The organism is uncultured Algibacter sp., from assembly GCF_963976535.1.
Lineage (GTDB): Bacteria > Bacteroidota > Bacteroidia > Flavobacteriales > Flavobacteriaceae > Algibacter_B.
In genome coordinates this window covers 17,531-34,399 of record NZ_CAXBLF010000022.1, presented here as the reverse complement: position 1 = coordinate 34,399, position 16,869 = coordinate 17,531, and the positions used below count along the sequence as shown (strand labels likewise).

The following is a 16,869-nucleotide window of genomic DNA, read 5'->3' as shown; positions in this document are numbered from 1 at the left end:
TTTTATTTATTATTATTCTGCTTTTTCTAATCCAGTTTCCTCATCTTCAACAACCGAAATTGTTGCAGGTTCAACTGAACTATCAAATGAGTTATGATACTCCTCTAATAAACTCATTGTTGATTTTATTAAATCTTTAGTTTCTAATAATAAACTAAAATATAGCGTGGTATTTTTAGGACTTGATTCTTCAGTTCTTGTACGCGAAATTTGTTTTTTAATTTTATCTTTTACAAGGTTATAAACTTCAGTTCTTTCATCTAAAATTGCACCGATTTGTTCAAAAGATTCCGATTTGAAAGCTACCCGAGTATCTTCAAATAAAATTTCTAGTTTATCATCAATTTCCTTTAGCTCTTTAATTTGACTGAACTTAAGTTTCTTATGATTGTTATTAATATGCTTGTGACTTACATTAGTAATATATTCTAAAGATTGTGTCATATCTTGAAGATAGCCTAAAATATTAATATAAAAATCGCTTGCACCAATACTTGACTCATCTAAATTTTTAATAAAATAGAACACATTATCACGTAAGTCATCAACCTCTGAGGTTAACTTTACAACTTGTTTTTTACTCTTTTTAAGTAAATCTATATCTTGTTTAGCGAGCCCAACAACTGCATTAGAATAGATTCTATTTGTGCGTTTCACTACGCTAGCCATGTTATTTGCGCTTTCAAGAATAACACCTTGTATAGAGCTGCTTTCGGCCTTTTTCAAGCTATCTTCATCAAGGACTTTTGAAGATTTATTTTTATGAGTTTTGTAGTTCCTGTATAATAAAATAGCAGTTAATAAAAGTAATATTGGTGTTATCACAGCTGGGTTCCAATTAATCAGAAACACTACAATACCCGCAGCAATAAATGCTCCAATTGCAGTACCAAACCATCCACCAATTACGTTCAATACACCAGCCACACGATAAACAGCACTTTCTCTTCCCCATGCACGGTCAGCCAAAGAAGTACCCATGGCTACCATAAACGTAACGTATGTTGTTGATAAAGGCAACTTCATAGAGGTTGCAATTGCAATTAATACACCAGCAACCATTAAATTAACAGAGGCACGAATCATATCGAATGCAGGAGCATCGATACTTTGATCTTTTGTCATAGTAAACTCTGGTTTATCAAAACTCTTACCTATTTTTTCAGTAATTGAGTTAGGTAGGATGACACCAAAGTAATTAGACAATTGGGTTGTTCCTTTTACAATTGATCTTGAAAGTCTATTGGGTTCAAATTTTTCATGAGTTTCTCCTTGACGAGATAAGCTTATTTCGGTTTCTGAAACAGTTTTTGCTTTTTTAGACAGCCATAGTGTCAATACCATTATGGCTCCTGCTATAAATAATAAATAAGGTTCAGCAGGTACTTTCTTCTCTAATACTGCCATTGACATTGCTGTGTCCATTCCGCCAGCAACCCAAGCTTCATAAGAATGATAAGCCGCCATTGGTACACCGATAAAGTTTACTAAGTCGTTACCTGAAAATGCCAATGCCAATCCAAAAGTTCCAACTGCAATTACAACAAGTAAAACTGTTTTTTTGGTTAGTTTCTCAAATATGAAAGAAAATAAGGTCCAGAAAACGAAACTTCCAAGAATTATATAAATTTCATTTCCTTCTAATAAGTCTTTTAGCTCTTTATAATAAGGTGTTCCTTTTAGACCTTTTAAAAAGATGAAATAAGTGATTGCGGTTAAAGCAACGCCACCAAAAACGATTCCAAAATACTTACTTTTTTTCTCATAATTAAATGTGAAGATGAGTCTTGACACCCATTGTACTAGTGCACCAACCGAAAAGGCAATGACTACCGAAAGTAAAATACCTGATATAATTTCTAATGCCTTTTCTGTGTTAATGTATTTAGCTAAATCCGAGAAAGTCTCAGATTCAGAATGGCTAATTTTTATCAATGACATTACTACTGCTGCACCTAATAAATTAAATACAATAGAAACCGTTGTAGATGTCGGTAATCCAAGAGTATTAAAGAAGTCTAGCAACAAAATGTCTGTTATCATTACAGCCATAAAAATTAGCATAATCTCTCCAAATTCAAATTGAGCCGGAATAAAAATACCTTTCCTTGCTACTTCCATCATTCCACTAGAAAAAACAGCGCCAATAAAAATTCCTAAACTAGCAACAATCATAATTGTTCTAAGCGAAATTGCTTTAGATCCAATCGCAGAATTTAAAAAGTTAATAGCATCATTACTAACACCAACAACAATGTCAACAACGGCTAAAACTGTAATGGCAATCAACATTAATAAATAAATATTATCCATAATTTTTTAATTAAAATAAGTTTGCAAATGTCTTTAGATAATCTGACTGTAAAGTTACCTTATTGTTATGTTTTTAATAACTTAAAAATGAATATCAAATCCAAGTCTAAAAGTAATATTATCATCATTACCATCCAAGGATGTATAACTAATATCCGACTGAACTTTTAATTTATGACCAACAATAAATTTGTTTATACCTAAAGTGTATTGCTCTGTTGGTTGTTTATCTGTAACGGTTTCAAAATCTAATGTTGTAAAACGAGCTGCTATTTCGTAGTTGTTCTTAAATAAATAACCAGCCTGTAGGTTTAAAGCATTTCCTGTTTCAACTATATAGTCTGGTCCTACTTCACCATCAACATCTATTATAGTATTTCCATCTATTTCTGTTGCGATTTCATCACCAGCAGTACGCTTAGCATACTCACCCATAAATGAAAATCCATTATATTTAAACATGGCATCTGCAAAAATGGTAGTTTGGTCTGTTTCGTAAATAGAACCATCTGTTCTAATCATATAATCACCGGCAAACCCTCTTTCTCTAACAGCATCTTGGTTATAATTATATGTAAAACCAGCCATTAATTTTGGTTTTGCTTCACGTTTTAAATCAGATTGACTGTAATCACCTTTCGATTTAAACGTTCCGAAAGGTAAAAATTCTAAACGACCAGTATACTGAAGTCCACCTTCATTGCCTTCGGTAACATTTCGTCCTTCACCTTGTGAAATAGAAATTTTTTCACGCATTAAAAAGTTGCCACCTAAATTTGATTTATGACGAAGTTGAACCCCTAAATCACGATCAATATTAAAACGACTATTCAGTAAAGAACGATCTATTAATTGAAGGTTAGCAGAAGATACAACACGTTCAACGTTCCCTGGAAGTTTTGTCTGTCCTGCCCATAATTCCCAGTTTTCAGCAAAGTTCCACATAATAACTGCATCCAGAATATATCTTGGTGTATTTCTATTAAAATCATTTGCACCTGAAATATCTCTATTGGATAAACCTAACTCCAATTTATATTTAAGTTTTGGGCTATATGCAAAACCATCAAACTTTAATCGAGCACGTCTTACAATAAAATTATGATCTGGACTTCCATATTGATTTCCATCATAGTCCCAAGAAGAGATTGAGCGAACTTGAAAACGAGGTGCGAATTTAACACTAAATGAACTGTCCTTTGCAACAAAGTTAATTAAGCCTTTGCCAAAAGAAGTGTCGCTTATTTCTTGTGCATTAATTTGTGTAATTGTTGCAATGGCTAGAATTGCCATTATACTTAGTTTAAGTTTCATAATAATTATTAGTTTTTTGTCGCTGCAAATAACTAAAATCAATGTTAACTTAATGTTTCCAAATGATTAATTTTATAACAAAAAAAAGACTGCCTTGGCCTAAGGCAGTCCATTAGAAATCATGATAATGTAAGTCGACAAAAACTAATATATTATATGAAATACTAATTATTTGTCTTAAGACATTGCAAATATCGGTGTTTAAGGTAATCTTAACGTAACCTCTATATTAAGTAATCATTAATATTCCAATGTTAAATCTTTATATTCAAATAAATGATAATCAATTATTTATGAGCTTAATGTTAATTTAACGTTATGTAAATGTTGTATGAATGTTAACTATTATATATCTTTGAGGTATAATGTTAAAACCCCCATAATTATGAAGAAGTTATTATTTGTTTTTGCTTTTTTAATTACTGTGGTCTCTTTTGGACAAAAAGAAAGAGAATTAAAACTTAATAAAGACACCAATTTAATTGATGTTGTTTATTATCATGACAATGGTGTTGTAAGCCAAACGGGTTCTTACACAGCAGATGGTAAATTACAAGGTGTTTGGTTAAGCTTTAACACAGAAGGCAAGAAAACAGTTTCTGCGAATTATGATAATGGAAAAAAAGTCGGCAAATGGATTTATTGGATTGACGGAACTAAAAAAGTCGTCAATTATGAAAATAATGTTGCTTCGCTATAGTTGTTATAGCAAAGTGATAAACAAAAAAAGCATCCTGATTTTCAGGATGCTTTTTTTGTGAATATATGTTATGTGTTTTAACTAGTTTCCTACGGTCCAGCTTGCTCCCCAAGTTGCATAATCTGTACCAGTTGCATTGCCAATACCTGTTATAAAATCTGCGTCAGCAAAAGTATCTCCAGTATCGTTTTTTAATTGTACAGTTACATCAGTAAAAGTTACATTAGTTACATTTAAGTCTCCGTTAATAACGCCTGTTCCAGTTGGGTTATCGCTACTCGCTCCAGCATCACCATCTAAATCAAATCCTTCGGCAAAACCTTCAATTAATATATTGTTAAAGATACCTTGGGTACCAGCTCTTAATCTTATAGCTTCGTTTCCAGTACTAGAACCTAAGCCTACAATGATAACATCTGCTACAGTTGGTTTAGACCAAAATTTTGGGCTAGATAAGTTTCCTATATCTGTGTTGTAACCATCACATTCAAAACCTTTGTCATGATCTGCTCCATGCTTAACATAAGCGTTGGTTACCTTACCGGTAAAACCTTCTGTCCAATCAATAGAATCATCTTGACAGTTAATTACAACAGCGTGATTTACTTCTACATTTCCTCCAAAAAACTCGATACCATCATCAGCACCTTCATAAGCCTGAATGTAATCTACTGTTGTACCAGCACCCACACCATAAAAAGAGAATCCGTTATTTTCAGAAGAACCATCAGCAGCACCTCCAGAATATTCAACACGAACATAACGAATAATACCTGAACTATCAGAAGATTCAGTTCCGCCGTAAGGTAAACTTCCAATCTCAGATGTAGAAGTCGCGCCACTGGTTACAGAGTTAATTGGTGCTTTTCCTAAGATAATTAAACCACCCCAATCACCTGCAGATGGATTTGATGCACCAGATGTCATTACAATTGGGTTAGCAGCTGTACCATTAGCAATTATTTTTGCGCCTTGTGAGATGGCGATATAAACATCAGCACCAGTTGCTACTGCTTTAACAGTAACACCTTCACCAATAATTAAATTAGCACCATCGGCCATAATTACAGGGCCACTAATAGAATATGTGTTACCTGCTTCTAGTACTAAATCCGAAGAGTATTCTGCGGCACTAATAGCAATTTCGTCACCGCCACTAGTAGTAGTTCCGCCATTATTATTGTTAATTATACTGTTATCAGTAATATTAATAGCGGCAGTATCATCTGTTGAGCAAGCGTTAATAAGCAATGTCGTAATTGCTAGTCCTAATAATAAATTATTTTTCATCGTTTCTAAGTTTATTTTTTCTTTTGTTATTAATTAATCGAGTTTTTAAAATTTATATTTTATTTGTAATCCTATGTTCATTCCTTTTTTATAATCGGATACATCTTTCCCGTTTGGAGATGTAACCACTATATCACCTTGAGTTGTTTCTCTAATGTATGTTATGCTTGGGTCTAACAGGTTTTTAGCAGCGAAGTTAATTTCGAATTTTTCACCGATTTTATTTTTTAGAATGAAATCTAAAGTTGGTACTCCTTTTTCAATAACATTTCCTAACTGTCCTGATCCTAAAGCATCAATTCTATCAGAAAAATATGAAAATGCTAATGTTGCAATGGGTTTATAGTTTTCAAATGATGATGGCGAGTAGCTAATATCTGTATTAACAATTAAGGGAGAAGCGCCTTGTAATTCTTCCTTGTCTTTAACAAAGCTTACGTTAAAGTTACTTCCAATGATATCGCTAAATAAATCTTGCTCCGTATGCATATACGTTGCATTTAAACCAAATGAAAGTTCTGGGTCTTCGTTTTCATTAACAATGATGTTCTTTCTAATTTCTGCCTCAACACCAATAATTTGTGCTTTATCTCCTGTTCTAAAAAAACGTTGTGTCCCTGTTGCATCAAAAGCAACAACTTGGTTGATAGGGTCTTCAATTTGTTTATAAAAAGCGCCGATAGAGATTAATTCGGATTTAGTTACAAACCACTCATATTTTAAATCAAGGTTTAAAATTTTAGAATATGAAACGTCTTTTACATTGGTATAATCAATCCCTTCTTTATGACCTAATAAATCTGGATTACCACCTATACGTTGAGATACACTTTCGTATACAAAAGGTGCAACTTCTTTAAATTCTGGTAAGGATATCGTTTGACTAGCAGAAAAACGTAAATTTTGGTCTTCTTTTAAAGCATATTTTAAACTTAAACTAGGCAAAAACAATACATCTGATGCGCTAATATTATCATTTCCATTAACCCCAAGGTTAATAACGTCGTATTCAATATATTGATCAAAAGATTCTACTCTTAAACCGGGTACGATAAGCCATTTTTCACCAAAATTAATTTCAGCATTAAAATAACCAGCATAAATATCTAGCTTTCCTTTATAAGTGTTTTCGTCTAAACCGGGTCTGTTTGTGTTGCCAAGGTTTGGATAAGGCTTAATCACTTTAATTTCATAGGTGCCTTCATTACTTGTTAGATTTAAATTATCTAAAGTGAAGAAGCTATTTAAATCGTTAACATCTGCAATACCGCTATTATCAATAATATCGTAACCGTATCTTACATTATTAAAACGACGCTCTTTTGTTCTGGCATTATAACCAAAATTTAGTTTGATGTTTTCTTTTGCTTCGTAAGCTAGGTTTATGCGTCCGTTTAATTCTTCATCTTGTATATCTTGAAAATAACGTTGGTTATCAAAATCTACATTACTGTAAAATATTGGGTTTGTGTTTGGGTCATTATCAAGCGCGTATTGATAGTTTTCAAAACTTAAACGCTTTCTATCTGGTTCATGAGCGTTAACAAAGTTGTGCCCAAAGCCCCAATCAAGATCAATCTTGTCAAATTTATGTATTCCTATAAGTTGGTTTACATAAATTAGGTTTTCATTAAATTGAATATTTTGTTGGAAGAAACCTTCATCAGTATTAGCAATAGCGTCTCTATTACGTCCTTTTCCATCAATACCAAAATAACCAACTTTATCAGATGAACTATTTACAAATAAGGAATTAAACTTTATAGTATTACTACTATCTATTTTATAAATAATAGAAGCCATGGCGGTTGTAGTTGTTCCGTATTCAAATTCTTCAGCTTCCTCAAAAGCTTTTTTCTCAACGTTAGTATAATCTACATTAGATCCTTTTCTGTATTGAAAATCATTTTCGAATGATCCTGTTCCATAAAAACTAAGTTTAGAACCGTTTTCAAAAGTGAATGATTTTCCAAAAGACCCTCCAAAACTGGTATTTATAGGAGTCCCTGCATCAACAGGGTCAAAACCATGAGATAAAATAACAGCAAAAGGATCTTGAGCATATCTATTATAGAAACCGAAATGTCCAGTACCTTCACTTCTTACAAAATCTTTGCCAATAGCATTGGTGTTAATTGAAGACCCAACCCCAAAATTAAAAAAGCCATTTCCTTTATAATCTTTTGAAGAGATATCTACATTACCAGCGGCAAAATCGCTATAAAATTTTGATGAATACGCTTTACTTATTGATACGTTTTCAATAACATCTGAAGAGAACAAATCAAGATCAATGTTTTTCTTGCTCACATCATTTGATGGTAATGACAAACCATTCATCGTTGTATTTAAGTATCTATCACCTAAACCACGCACATAAACATTACTAGAACCTTCTTGTTTAGAAACTCCAGAGATTTTAGCAACTGCTCCTGCAGCATTACTAACCCCTTTTCTTTCTAATTCTACTGCTCCAATACTTTGTTTAATTTCAACAGCTTTCTTTTGGTCTAATAATAAAGCCGTTTCACTTTCTCTTTTAGTTGTTGTTGTAATTAGAACTTCGTCTAGAGAAGCTGCACTGGCATTCATGATTACATTAACTTCTGTGGTTTTTCCTGCTACAACATTGGCATTAATTTCTTGAGTTTCATAACCAACAAAACTGAAAATTAGAGTATAAGTTCCTGGTTCAATATTTTCAAAACTGTATAGACCATCAAAGTCTGATGTTGTCCCTATAGTTGTTCCTTTTAAAAGAACGTTAGCGAAGGCTAAAGGCTCATTATTATATTCTTTGTCCGTTAGTATTCCCCCTAGAGAACCAGTTCCTTGCGCATTCGAAAGAGCCGTTGTAAAGATTATAAATAATAGTATAAATTTTTTCATTAGTAAGTTTAAATTTCTCGCTGCAAAGAAACCACCATATTGTAAATAGTATGTTACCTGTGGATTAAAGAACCGTGATAAAAGCGTTAGGATAGTGTTAACTAAAACAGATATAATCCTAATGTTGGTTACATTCAGTTAACATTAAACAGGTAAGGCCTTGGTTTGGGAGTATTCATATTAATGGAATCTAATTTTTCCCTTTTTATAATTATAGGGGGCAGAAAGATTATTGAATAAAAAAAAACAACTTTTCTTTTTAGGAGAAAGTTGCTTTCTTTTTCATAGAATTTAATCTATATATTATTTACTAGATAATTTTAATTGATGGAGGTCGAACTCGTTTTTTTGTCCGCACTGGCCATTGCCATCATTAAATCATCTATAGATATTGTGCTTGCTGTTAAAGCTAATTTAATAGGAGTTGATTTTCCTGAAGTTACTTTAGTTTCTGTTTCTTTATTTTCATAACCAGTAAAACTGCATACTAAAGTATAAGTGCCATCTTCTAAATTTTGAAATTTAAAAGCACCATTTTCATCAGATAAAACTTCTGCGCCAGTTTCTTTAATCGAAACTTTTGCAAACATTAAATGTTCGTTATTAGATTCAATATCTAATAAATTCCCGCTTATAGAGCCAGTATTCTGAGCAAAAGCAAATGCAGATACAAGAAAAATGGCTGTAATTATAAATTGTTTCATAGTTGTATTCTAATTTCCAGTACAAAATAAAGGCATAAATTTAATTTTGATGTTACGTTAAGTTTAAACAACCATGATTAAAAGGTTACCTTAATGTTAAGCGGTTTTTTATTTAATTTTTAATAGGAAATGTTATCTTGCCTCCACATAATTTTTTACCATGAACTGGGAACAACTACTATCCTTAAAACGCTCTGGCGACACCAATAAACGCATAAGAAAAGAACAAGACGAAACCCGTTTAGGTTTTGAAGTGGATTATGATCGTGTTATCTTTTCTTCAGAGTTTAGAAGCCTTCAAGACAAAACCCAAGTCATTCCATTATCAGAAACCGATTTTGTGCACACCAGGCTAACACATAGTTTAGAAGTAAGTGTTGTAGGGCGGACTCTTGGCAGGCGCGTAGGTCAAAAATTGTTAGAAAAGCATCCGCATTTACAAAGTGTTCATGGGTATCAAACTAACGATTTTGGTGCCATAGTGGCTGCAGCAGCTTTAGCACACGATATTGGAAACCCACCCTTCGGGCATTCAGGAGAAAAAGCCATAGGCGAATTTTTTAAAACGGGACAAGGTAAAAAATTTAATAGCGAGCTTAACGACAAGGAATATCAAGACTTATGCGATTTTGAAGGTAACGCCAACGGATTCAAAATTTTAACCGAAAGTAGAGCCGGACGAGATGGCGGATTACGATTAAGTTACGCCACCCTTGGTGCATTCATGAAATACCCAAAAGAATCGCTTCCTAAAAAACCAACAAATCATATCGCAGATAAGAAGTACGGCTTTTTCCAATCCGAAAAAGAGGGTTTTGTTGATGTCGCAAACGAGTTAGGATTAGCCAAACGCAGCGATAAACACTCAAGTTTTTCAAGACACCCGCTCGCGTATTTGGTTGAGGCAGCAGACGATATTTGTTACACCATAATCGATTTTGAAGATGGTATAAACCTGGGCCTTATCCAAGAAGAGTTTGCGTTAGAATATCTATCCAAAATAATAAGAGATAATATAAAACCAGAAAACTATTATGCGCTTTCCACCAAACAAGACCGCGTAGGTTATTTGCGTGCCCTAGCCATAGGTTCGCTTATTAATGATACTGTAGATATTTTCATGAAACATGAAGACGCTATTTTAAATGGCCATTTCGATTGTGCCTTGCTAGATAAAAGCAAATACGAGGCCCAGATAAAAGATATTATAAAAATTAGTGTCGAAAACATTTACCAATCTGCCGATGTGGTCGATAAAGAAATTGCAGGCTATGGCGTTATAAACACGCTGTTAAACACCTACACAAACGCCGTAAATAATAGTTTTAATAATACCGCTTCAAATTACGACAAGCTCATTATAAAAGGCTTGCCAAAAACTATAGAAACAAACAATTCTAGCTTATACAACCGTTTGTCAAGCGTGTGTTATTACGTGTCTTTACTATCCGATAGTAAGGCAATACTAGATTACAAGAAGATAAAGGGTATTAGTTTTTAGAAAAATGTCACTTCGAGTGTCCCGAATTTATTTCGGGATGTATCGAGAAGTTGGGCGTTACCACAAGGGTCGGGCTTTACACTACAAGTCCTCGCTCGTACCTCGCTGTGGGCTTTCCGTTGCAATCCCTAACGCGCTTGTCAGCCAATGTAGTTTTTATTCTATAAGTTTTCTTTTATTTGGTAAATTTTGACTGATTTAGTGTTTTATAAATGAGTAAGAAATTTTGGTTTTTTTTTTGGTTTGAAGAATTAAATTCAGACGATATTGGCATTAGTTGATTTTTTATAAAAAAAATAACATTTCAACACAATGTCATTTCGTTTATTTCGTTTATATTTGTGTGACGAATAAAATTTAATCAAAATGGAATACTTTAACGACATAAAAAAACCTTCTAAAAAGGAGCAGATTGCAGCAATGAAATCTTATAACGCGCTTGCGGCTGCATTGGAGGGATTACATTCTGAAAAACCAGAAATTGAAATTGAAGAAACTTCTAAAAAAATTAAAATCCCTTTAAAGGCTCTTAAATTGTTAGCAAAAATATTAAAGGCTACAGGTCAAGGAAAACCTATTTCTATTGTTCCTATTGCTACAGAAATGACAACTCAAGCAGCAGCTGAATTATTAGGCTGTTCGAGACCTCATTTTGTTAAATTACTTGAAAAAGGACAGATTCCTTATACTATGGTTGGTAGACATCGTCGTGTTAAATTTCAGGATGTTATGGATTATAAGAAAGCTATGAAATTGAAACAGGAACAATTTCTTATCGATATGATGAAGTCTGACGAAGAATTAGGGCTGTATGATTCATAGTGTGCGATTTACTTGCGTTCTAGATACGAACATTATTTATCCGATAGAAATTAGAGATTTGTTATTTTGGTTTGCGCATTATGATTTATTTACTCCTAAATGGAGTAATCATATTTTTGATGAATGGGAAGATGTAATGGCAAGAAAAGGAGTAACTAAGGGAGAAATTGAGAAAAGAACAAATTATGCTAATTCAGCTTTTCCCGATGCACTTGTTATTAATTATGAGCCTTTGATTGAATGGTTGACTTTACCTGATGAAAAAGATCGGCACGTGCTTGCAGCTGCAATAAAAACTAATGCAAACGTTATTGTTACAAATAACTTAAAAGATTTTCCGACAAAATATTTAGCTTCTTTTGGGTTAGTTGCTAAATCTGCGGATGATTTTATTGCGGATATAATAGACTTAAACCACGAAAAAGCAATAGAATCATTTAGAGCGTTAGTATTAAATAGAAGAAATCCTGATTTGGACGAGTTTGAAGTTTTAGACAATTTAAGAAAAAACGGATTAATTAATTCGGCTAATTACCTGCACTCATTAATTTAGATAATTCTTCTGGCAAAATCAAGATAGGTTCATTACAGAAGATCACTAAAAACCTTAATCAAACGCTCAACATCCAAACCAACAGATTCTTGAAGTTCATCAACACTACCATGTTCCACAAAAGCATCAGGAATACCCAATGTTTTAATGGGGTTTTTATAATTATTTTCAGAAGCAAACTCTAAAATGGCAGATCCAAAACCGCCTTTAATTGAATGGTCTTCAACCGTAACAACAGTATAGTAAGTTTTAAAAATGGTATGAAGTAAGTTTTCATCCAAAGGTTTTACAAAACGCATATCGTAATGCGAAACATTTAAATCTTTAATAGCTTTAGTAACATTTTTGGCAATGGTGCCTATACTTAAAACAGCCAGTTTATGTCCTTTTTTAAGGGCAACACTTTTACCAATCTCAATTTTAGAAAATGGTTGTTTCCAATCAATAGTAACACCTCGCCCTCTTGGGTAACGAATAGCAATAGGTTGCTCTAAACCTAATTGCGCCGTGTACATCATGTTGCGTAACTCTATTTCATTTCTAGGTGCAAATATGATGAGATTCGGGACGCATCTTAAATAACTTAAATCGAAAACACCGTGGTGTGTGGCGCCATCTTCACCAACCAAACCAGCGCGATCTAAACAAAAAATAACAGGTAGGTTTTGTATGGCTACATCATGGATAATTTGGTCGTAAGCCCGTTGTAAAAAGGTGGAATAGATGTTACAAAACGGCATTAAACCTTGTGTTGCCATACCTGCGGCCATAGTTACAGCGTGTTGTTCTGCAATGCCCACATCAAAAGCGCGATCTGGAATTTCAGTCATCATATACTTTAATGAACTTCCCGTTGGCATTGCAGGTGTTATACCCACAATATTTTTGTTCAGTTTAGCCAATTCAACAATGGTGTATCCAAAAACATCTTGATATTTTGGTGGCTGCACCTCGGTCGATTTTGTAGCTAAATCGCCCGTTTTAGCATCAAACTTTCCAGGAGCGTGATATTTTACTTGATTAGCTTCAGCTTGTTTTAAGCCTTTGCCTTTGGTGGTTATAACATGCAAAAGCTTTGGTCCTTTTACATTTTTTAAGCGTTCTAATTCTGAAATCACGGTATTTAAATCATGACCATCAATGGGACCAGAATAATCAAAATTTAAGGCTTCAAAAATATTATCTTGCTTTTGAGTGCCTTTTTTTACGTTGGTTAAATACATTTTTAAAGCGCCAACACTTGGGTCTATACCAATAGCATTGTCGTTTAAAATAACAAGCAAATTCGCATTGGTTACTCCTGCATGATTCAAGCCTTCAAAAGCCATCCCGCTAGCAATGGAGGCATCACCAATTACTGCAATATGCTGTTTGTATTCACCTTTTAATTGTGAGGCAATCGCCATGCCTAAAGCCGCAGATATTGAGGTGGAAGAATGCCCAACACCAAACGTGTCATATTCACTTTCTTCACGTTTTGGGAAACCACTTAAACCACCAAGTTGGCGGTTGGTGTGAAAATTATGTTGTCGCCCTGTTAAAATTTTATGTCCGTAGGCTTGATGGCCAACATCCCAAATAAGTTGGTCTGTTGGGGTGTTAAAAACATAGTGTAATGCAATGGTCAATTCTACAACACCTAAACTGGCTCCTAAATGGCCTTCTTTTGTGGCGACTATATTAATAATAAATTCACGGAGCTCTTGTGCAAGTTGACGTAAGTCTTTTTGGTTTAAAAGACGGAGTTCTTTAGGTGAGTTTATATTTTGTAATAGACTTTTTTGCACGCAGCAAAAGTACAAGAATGAATTTGTATTTTTGCTATCATGATAGAACCTTTTGACGACACCTATTTTATGAAGAAAGCCCTTCAGGAAGCTGAAGCTGCATTTGAAAAAGGTGAAATTCCAGTAGGCGCCGTTATTGTTATTGATAATAGAATAATTGCTCGTGGCCATAACTTAACCGAAACCTTAACGGATGTTACGGCGCATGCGGAAATGCAAGCCATTACTGCAGCAGCTCATTTTTTAGGAGGTAAGTATCTTCAAAATTGCACCTTGTATGTGACGCTTGAACCTTGCCAAATGTGTGCTGGTGCTCTTTACTGGAGTCAGATTTCTAAAATTGTTTATGGCACTAGAGATATGGAGCGTGGCTGTATTAACTTGAAAACGAAGCTGCATCCTAAAACAACTATTTCTGGCGGTGTTCTTGAAGAAGAAGCGTCGTCTTTAATGAGACGTTTTTTTGTTGAAAAGCGAAATTTAAATTGACTCTTTTGTCACCCTGAATTTGTTTTTTATGTTCATTTTGTCTTGATGCACTATTTAGATTGAAATGTCTAGTAGACATTTCAATCTAAACACAAAAACCAAAAAATCAAATCAATCCGAGGAAATAACTAAAGCATTATTCGTTCTCGGAATTACGCGCTCAAAGCTGCGCTTTGCAACTTCATTAAACTTCATTTGTAATTTCTATTTAAAATATATTTTAAACCTCGTTAGCACTCATTATTTCTGCAGATTGATGATTCTGACTGTGTTGAAATTTGGAATTTTATTTTTGTTGTGTTTAGGCTTTTGGCTAATTCTTTCTTTCAATATGCTCGAGGACTGTGGACTGAAGACCGCCAACTGCGGACTGGAATGCTTTAGAGATTTGGTCCCGATAGCTATCGGGAGTGGTAACGCCCAAATATTAATGCTATCTACGTTTTTGGTTTTCGCGCATTTTATCTAAATTTTCTTTAGTAAGCATGTAGTCTTTTGGGTCTTTACCTTTCCAGCGATGGTAAGAAAATAAAGGGAATATCACAAAAAAAACAACAACCACACCAAAACCAATGAGTTTTTGGGAATATGCAACTTCTAAAGTAAATCCTAAAATAATGCTTGTAAAGGCCGCAATTGTTAATATGAGAATAAGATATTTCATAAATTATAAAGATACGATTGTAATAATTAAATGCCGATTATAGGCTTTAGTTGGTAAATTTAATTAATTGTCGTCTATAGGCAGTTAATAATTTAGATTTTGAAATATAACCATAGTATTTGCCGCTTTTAATTACTGGTAAATTCCATGCGCCACTGGTTTTAAATTTATCCATAATATTGTTCATGGAATCTTTATCATAATCAATAATACCGGCATCGGCATGCATAAGGCTCGATGCGTTTACTTTATCATATAAATCAGTATTAAACATAATATGCCTAATATCATCTAAACGAATAACACCTAGAAATTCATTCGCGTCATTTACCACAGGGAAATGATTTCTAGAGGATTTTGCAACGGCTTTTTTTAGGATATCACCAAGCTTCATGTCTGGTTTTAAAATAATAAAGTTGGTTTCAATAACTTTATCAATATCTAAAACCATAAGCACGTTTTGGTCTTTATCGTGTGTCATCAATTCGCCGCGTTCAGCAAGTTTAAGTGTATAAATGGAATATGACACGTAGTATTTAGTTATGGCAAACGAAATAGCTGACACTATCATTAATGGAACAAATAGCTCGTAGCCACCAGTAATTTCTGCAATAAGAAAAATAGCGGTTAAGGGCGCATGCAGTACACCAGCCATGAGCCCAGTCATACCAATAAGGGTGAAATTGGATTCGGAAACGTGAAAATCTAAGCCTATATTATTGATAATTTTAGCAAATGCATTACCTAATACATTTCCCATAACCAATGTTGGAATGAATACACCGCCAACACCTCCTGCTCCGAAAGTGGTGGTCATGGCAATAGCTTTAAATATCCCGATGCCTAGTAAAAGTCCAATGACTATCCAGATATTAGATAAATCTAAATCGAAAGGTGTGGTGCCGATTGCTGCTAGATGATCGCCTTTTAAAAGGTTATTCATAAGGCCATAACCCTCACCGTAAAGTGGGGGAATAAAATATAGCATGCTACCAATAGCAACTCCACCTATTAATAACCGCAGTGCTCTACTTTTAAATTGCTTAAAGAAATTGGTTATAGCGAAAAATACTTTTGAAAAGTATACCGATGCTAGACCTGTTACAAGTGCTAAAAGCATATAAAATGCAATATCGTTAATTTCAAATTTATCTGTTAGTTCAAATCGAAGTAAAACATCGGTTCCTAAAAACATATATGATGTTACAACAGCAGAAACAGATGCTAATAAAAGTGGTACTAATGAGGCGAAGGCAATATCAAGACTAAAAATTTCAATAGCAAATATAATGGCTGCAATGGGTGCTTTAAACATGGATGCCATAGCCCCAGCCGCCGCACAGCCTATTAGGAGCATTCGTGTCTTGGTATTCATGTGAAACAATCGAGCCGCATTGGAGCCTAATGCAGCACCGACACTAACCGCAGGACCTTGTAGCCCTACAGATCCACCAAAACCAGCAGTTAATGGTGCTGTAATTAAAGCAGCATAAATATTATAACGAGGAATGATACCTCCTAATTTAGAAATGGCATAAAGTGTTGATGAAATGCCATGACCTATATGCTTTTTTAACCATATTTGTTTAATAACATAAACCAAAAACAGCCCTATCATTGGGAAAATGAAATACAACGAATTTTGGTAATTGTTAAAAAAATCTAATTCAAAAAGCAGTCGAATATAATGTGTTAAGTTTTTTAGTAAAACGGTCCCTAAACCAGCTAGAAAACCAACTAAAATACTAAGTATATAAACAAATTGACGCTCTGAAATATGTTTATATTTCCAGATTAGAAATTGACGTAATAGTTTTTTAGTGGTTGAAGGCATGTTATAAAA

General features: G+C 33.8%; 13 protein-coding genes. 5 read left to right on the top strand and 8 right to left on the bottom strand.

All coding sequences use genetic code 11. The features are described from left to right. Positions 1-12: 12 nt before the first annotated feature. Positions 13-2,313: an inorganic phosphate transporter gene (locus tag AAC024_RS08105; RefSeq protein ID WP_339894782.1), complete on the bottom strand. Its 2,301-nt coding sequence runs from the start codon at positions 2,311-2,313 to the stop codon at positions 13-15. An 81-nt stretch (positions 2,314-2,394) separates the two neighbouring features. Next, positions 2,395-3,627, bottom strand: coding sequence for a porin (locus tag AAC024_RS08100; RefSeq protein ID WP_339894781.1), 1,233 nt, complete (start codon positions 3,625-3,627; stop codon positions 2,395-2,397). Positions 3,628-4,012: 385 nt separating this feature from the next. Between AAC024_RS08100 and AAC024_RS08095 the strand changes: the two genes are divergently transcribed. Continuing rightward, positions 4,013-4,327, top strand: a complete 315-nt coding sequence (locus AAC024_RS08095) for a nicotinic acid mononucleotide adenyltransferase (RefSeq protein ID WP_339894780.1) — start codon at positions 4,013-4,015, stop codon at positions 4,325-4,327. Between the two features lie 81 nt (positions 4,328-4,408). Here the strand turns inward: AAC024_RS08095 and AAC024_RS08090 are convergent, their stop codons facing one another. The 3 genes from AAC024_RS08090 to AAC024_RS08080 form a co-directional block, all read right to left on the bottom strand. Beyond that, complete coding sequence (locus AAC024_RS08090) at positions 4,409-5,617, bottom strand: multidrug transporter (RefSeq protein WP_339894779.1); 1,209 nt, start codon at positions 5,615-5,617, stop codon at positions 4,409-4,411. A gap of 45 nt (positions 5,618-5,662) precedes the next feature. Further along, on the bottom strand, positions 5,663-8,506 hold the full coding sequence (locus AAC024_RS08085; RefSeq protein ID WP_339894778.1) for a TonB-dependent receptor: 2,844 nt from the start codon (positions 8,504-8,506) through the stop codon (positions 5,663-5,665). Positions 8,507-8,826: 320 nt separating this feature from the next. After that, the gene (locus tag AAC024_RS08080) at positions 8,827-9,210 is read right to left on the bottom strand and encodes a carboxypeptidase-like regulatory domain-containing protein (protein WP_339894777.1); all 384 of its coding nucleotides are present in this window, start codon (positions 9,208-9,210) and stop codon (positions 8,827-8,829) included. A 160-nt stretch (positions 9,211-9,370) separates the two neighbouring features. Between AAC024_RS08080 and dgt the strand changes: the two genes are divergently transcribed. The 3 genes from dgt (at position 9,371) to AAC024_RS08065 (ending at position 12,086) form a co-directional block, all read left to right on the top strand. Next, positions 9,371-10,711, top strand: coding sequence for a dGTP triphosphohydrolase (dgt, locus tag AAC024_RS08075; protein ID WP_339894776.1), 1,341 nt, complete (start codon positions 9,371-9,373; stop codon positions 10,709-10,711). Between the two features lie 366 nt (positions 10,712-11,077). Then, entirely contained in the window at positions 11,078-11,533 is a 456-nt protein-coding gene (locus tag AAC024_RS08070; RefSeq protein WP_339894775.1) for a helix-turn-helix domain-containing protein, read from the top strand. Further along, positions 11,523-12,086 (top strand): PIN domain-containing protein, encoded by a 564-nt coding sequence (locus tag AAC024_RS08065; protein ID WP_339894774.1) that lies wholly within the window; start codon positions 11,523-11,525, stop codon positions 12,084-12,086. Before AAC024_RS08070 ends, AAC024_RS08065 begins: the two co-directional genes overlap by 11 nt. A gap of 32 nt (positions 12,087-12,118) precedes the next feature. Here AAC024_RS08065 and dxs read toward each other — a convergent pair whose 3' ends face one another. Then, positions 12,119-13,873: a 1-deoxy-D-xylulose-5-phosphate synthase gene (dxs, locus tag AAC024_RS08060; RefSeq protein ID WP_339894773.1), complete on the bottom strand. Its 1,755-nt coding sequence runs from the start codon at positions 13,871-13,873 to the stop codon at positions 12,119-12,121. A 39-nt stretch (positions 13,874-13,912) separates the two neighbouring features. On the opposite strand from dxs, the gene AAC024_RS08055 reads away from it, so the two are divergent. After that, positions 13,913-14,362 carry a nucleoside deaminase gene (locus AAC024_RS08055; protein ID WP_339894772.1) on the top strand — a complete coding sequence of 150 codons (450 nt, stop codon included), beginning with the start codon at positions 13,913-13,915 and terminating at the stop codon, positions 14,360-14,362. A gap of 433 nt (positions 14,363-14,795) precedes the next feature. On the opposite strand, the gene AAC024_RS08050 is transcribed toward AAC024_RS08055, so the two are convergent. Continuing rightward, entirely contained in the window at positions 14,796-15,026 is a 231-nt protein-coding gene (locus AAC024_RS08050) for a hypothetical protein (RefSeq protein WP_339894771.1), read from the bottom strand. A gap of 46 nt (positions 15,027-15,072) precedes the next feature. Continuing rightward, positions 15,073-16,860, bottom strand: coding sequence for a chloride channel protein (locus tag AAC024_RS08045; protein WP_339894770.1), 1,788 nt, complete (start codon positions 16,858-16,860; stop codon positions 15,073-15,075). Positions 16,861-16,869 lie beyond the last annotated feature (9 nt).

Coding starts and splice junctions, on each gene's coding strand:
- dgt (WP_339894776.1), top strand. CDS start 9,371: ATGAACTGGGAACAACTACTATCCTTAAAACGCTCTGGCGACACCAAT.
- AAC024_RS08050 (WP_339894771.1), bottom strand. CDS start 15,026: ATGAAATATCTTATTCTCATATTAACAATTGCGGCCTTTACAAGCATT.
- AAC024_RS08055 (WP_339894772.1), top strand. CDS start 13,913: ATGATAGAACCTTTTGACGACACCTATTTTATGAAGAAAGCCCTTCAG.
- AAC024_RS08085 (WP_339894778.1), bottom strand. CDS start 8,506: ATGAAAAAATTTATACTATTATTTATAATCTTTACAACGGCTCTTTCG.
- AAC024_RS08105 (WP_339894782.1), bottom strand. CDS start 2,313: ATGGATAATATTTATTTATTAATGTTGATTGCCATTACAGTTTTAGCC.
- AAC024_RS08045 (WP_339894770.1), bottom strand. CDS start 16,860: ATGCCTTCAACCACTAAAAAACTATTACGTCAATTTCTAATCTGGAAA.
- AAC024_RS08100 (WP_339894781.1), bottom strand. CDS start 3,627: ATGAAACTTAAACTAAGTATAATGGCAATTCTAGCCATTGCAACAATT.
- AAC024_RS08065 (WP_339894774.1), top strand. CDS start 11,523: ATGATTCATAGTGTGCGATTTACTTGCGTTCTAGATACGAACATTATT.
- AAC024_RS08090 (WP_339894779.1), bottom strand. CDS start 5,617: ATGAAAAATAATTTATTATTAGGACTAGCAATTACGACATTGCTTATT.
- AAC024_RS08080 (WP_339894777.1), bottom strand. CDS start 9,210: ATGAAACAATTTATAATTACAGCCATTTTTCTTGTATCTGCATTTGCT.
- AAC024_RS08070 (WP_339894775.1), top strand. CDS start 11,078: ATGGAATACTTTAACGACATAAAAAAACCTTCTAAAAAGGAGCAGATT.
- AAC024_RS08095 (WP_339894780.1), top strand. CDS start 4,013: ATGAAGAAGTTATTATTTGTTTTTGCTTTTTTAATTACTGTGGTCTCT.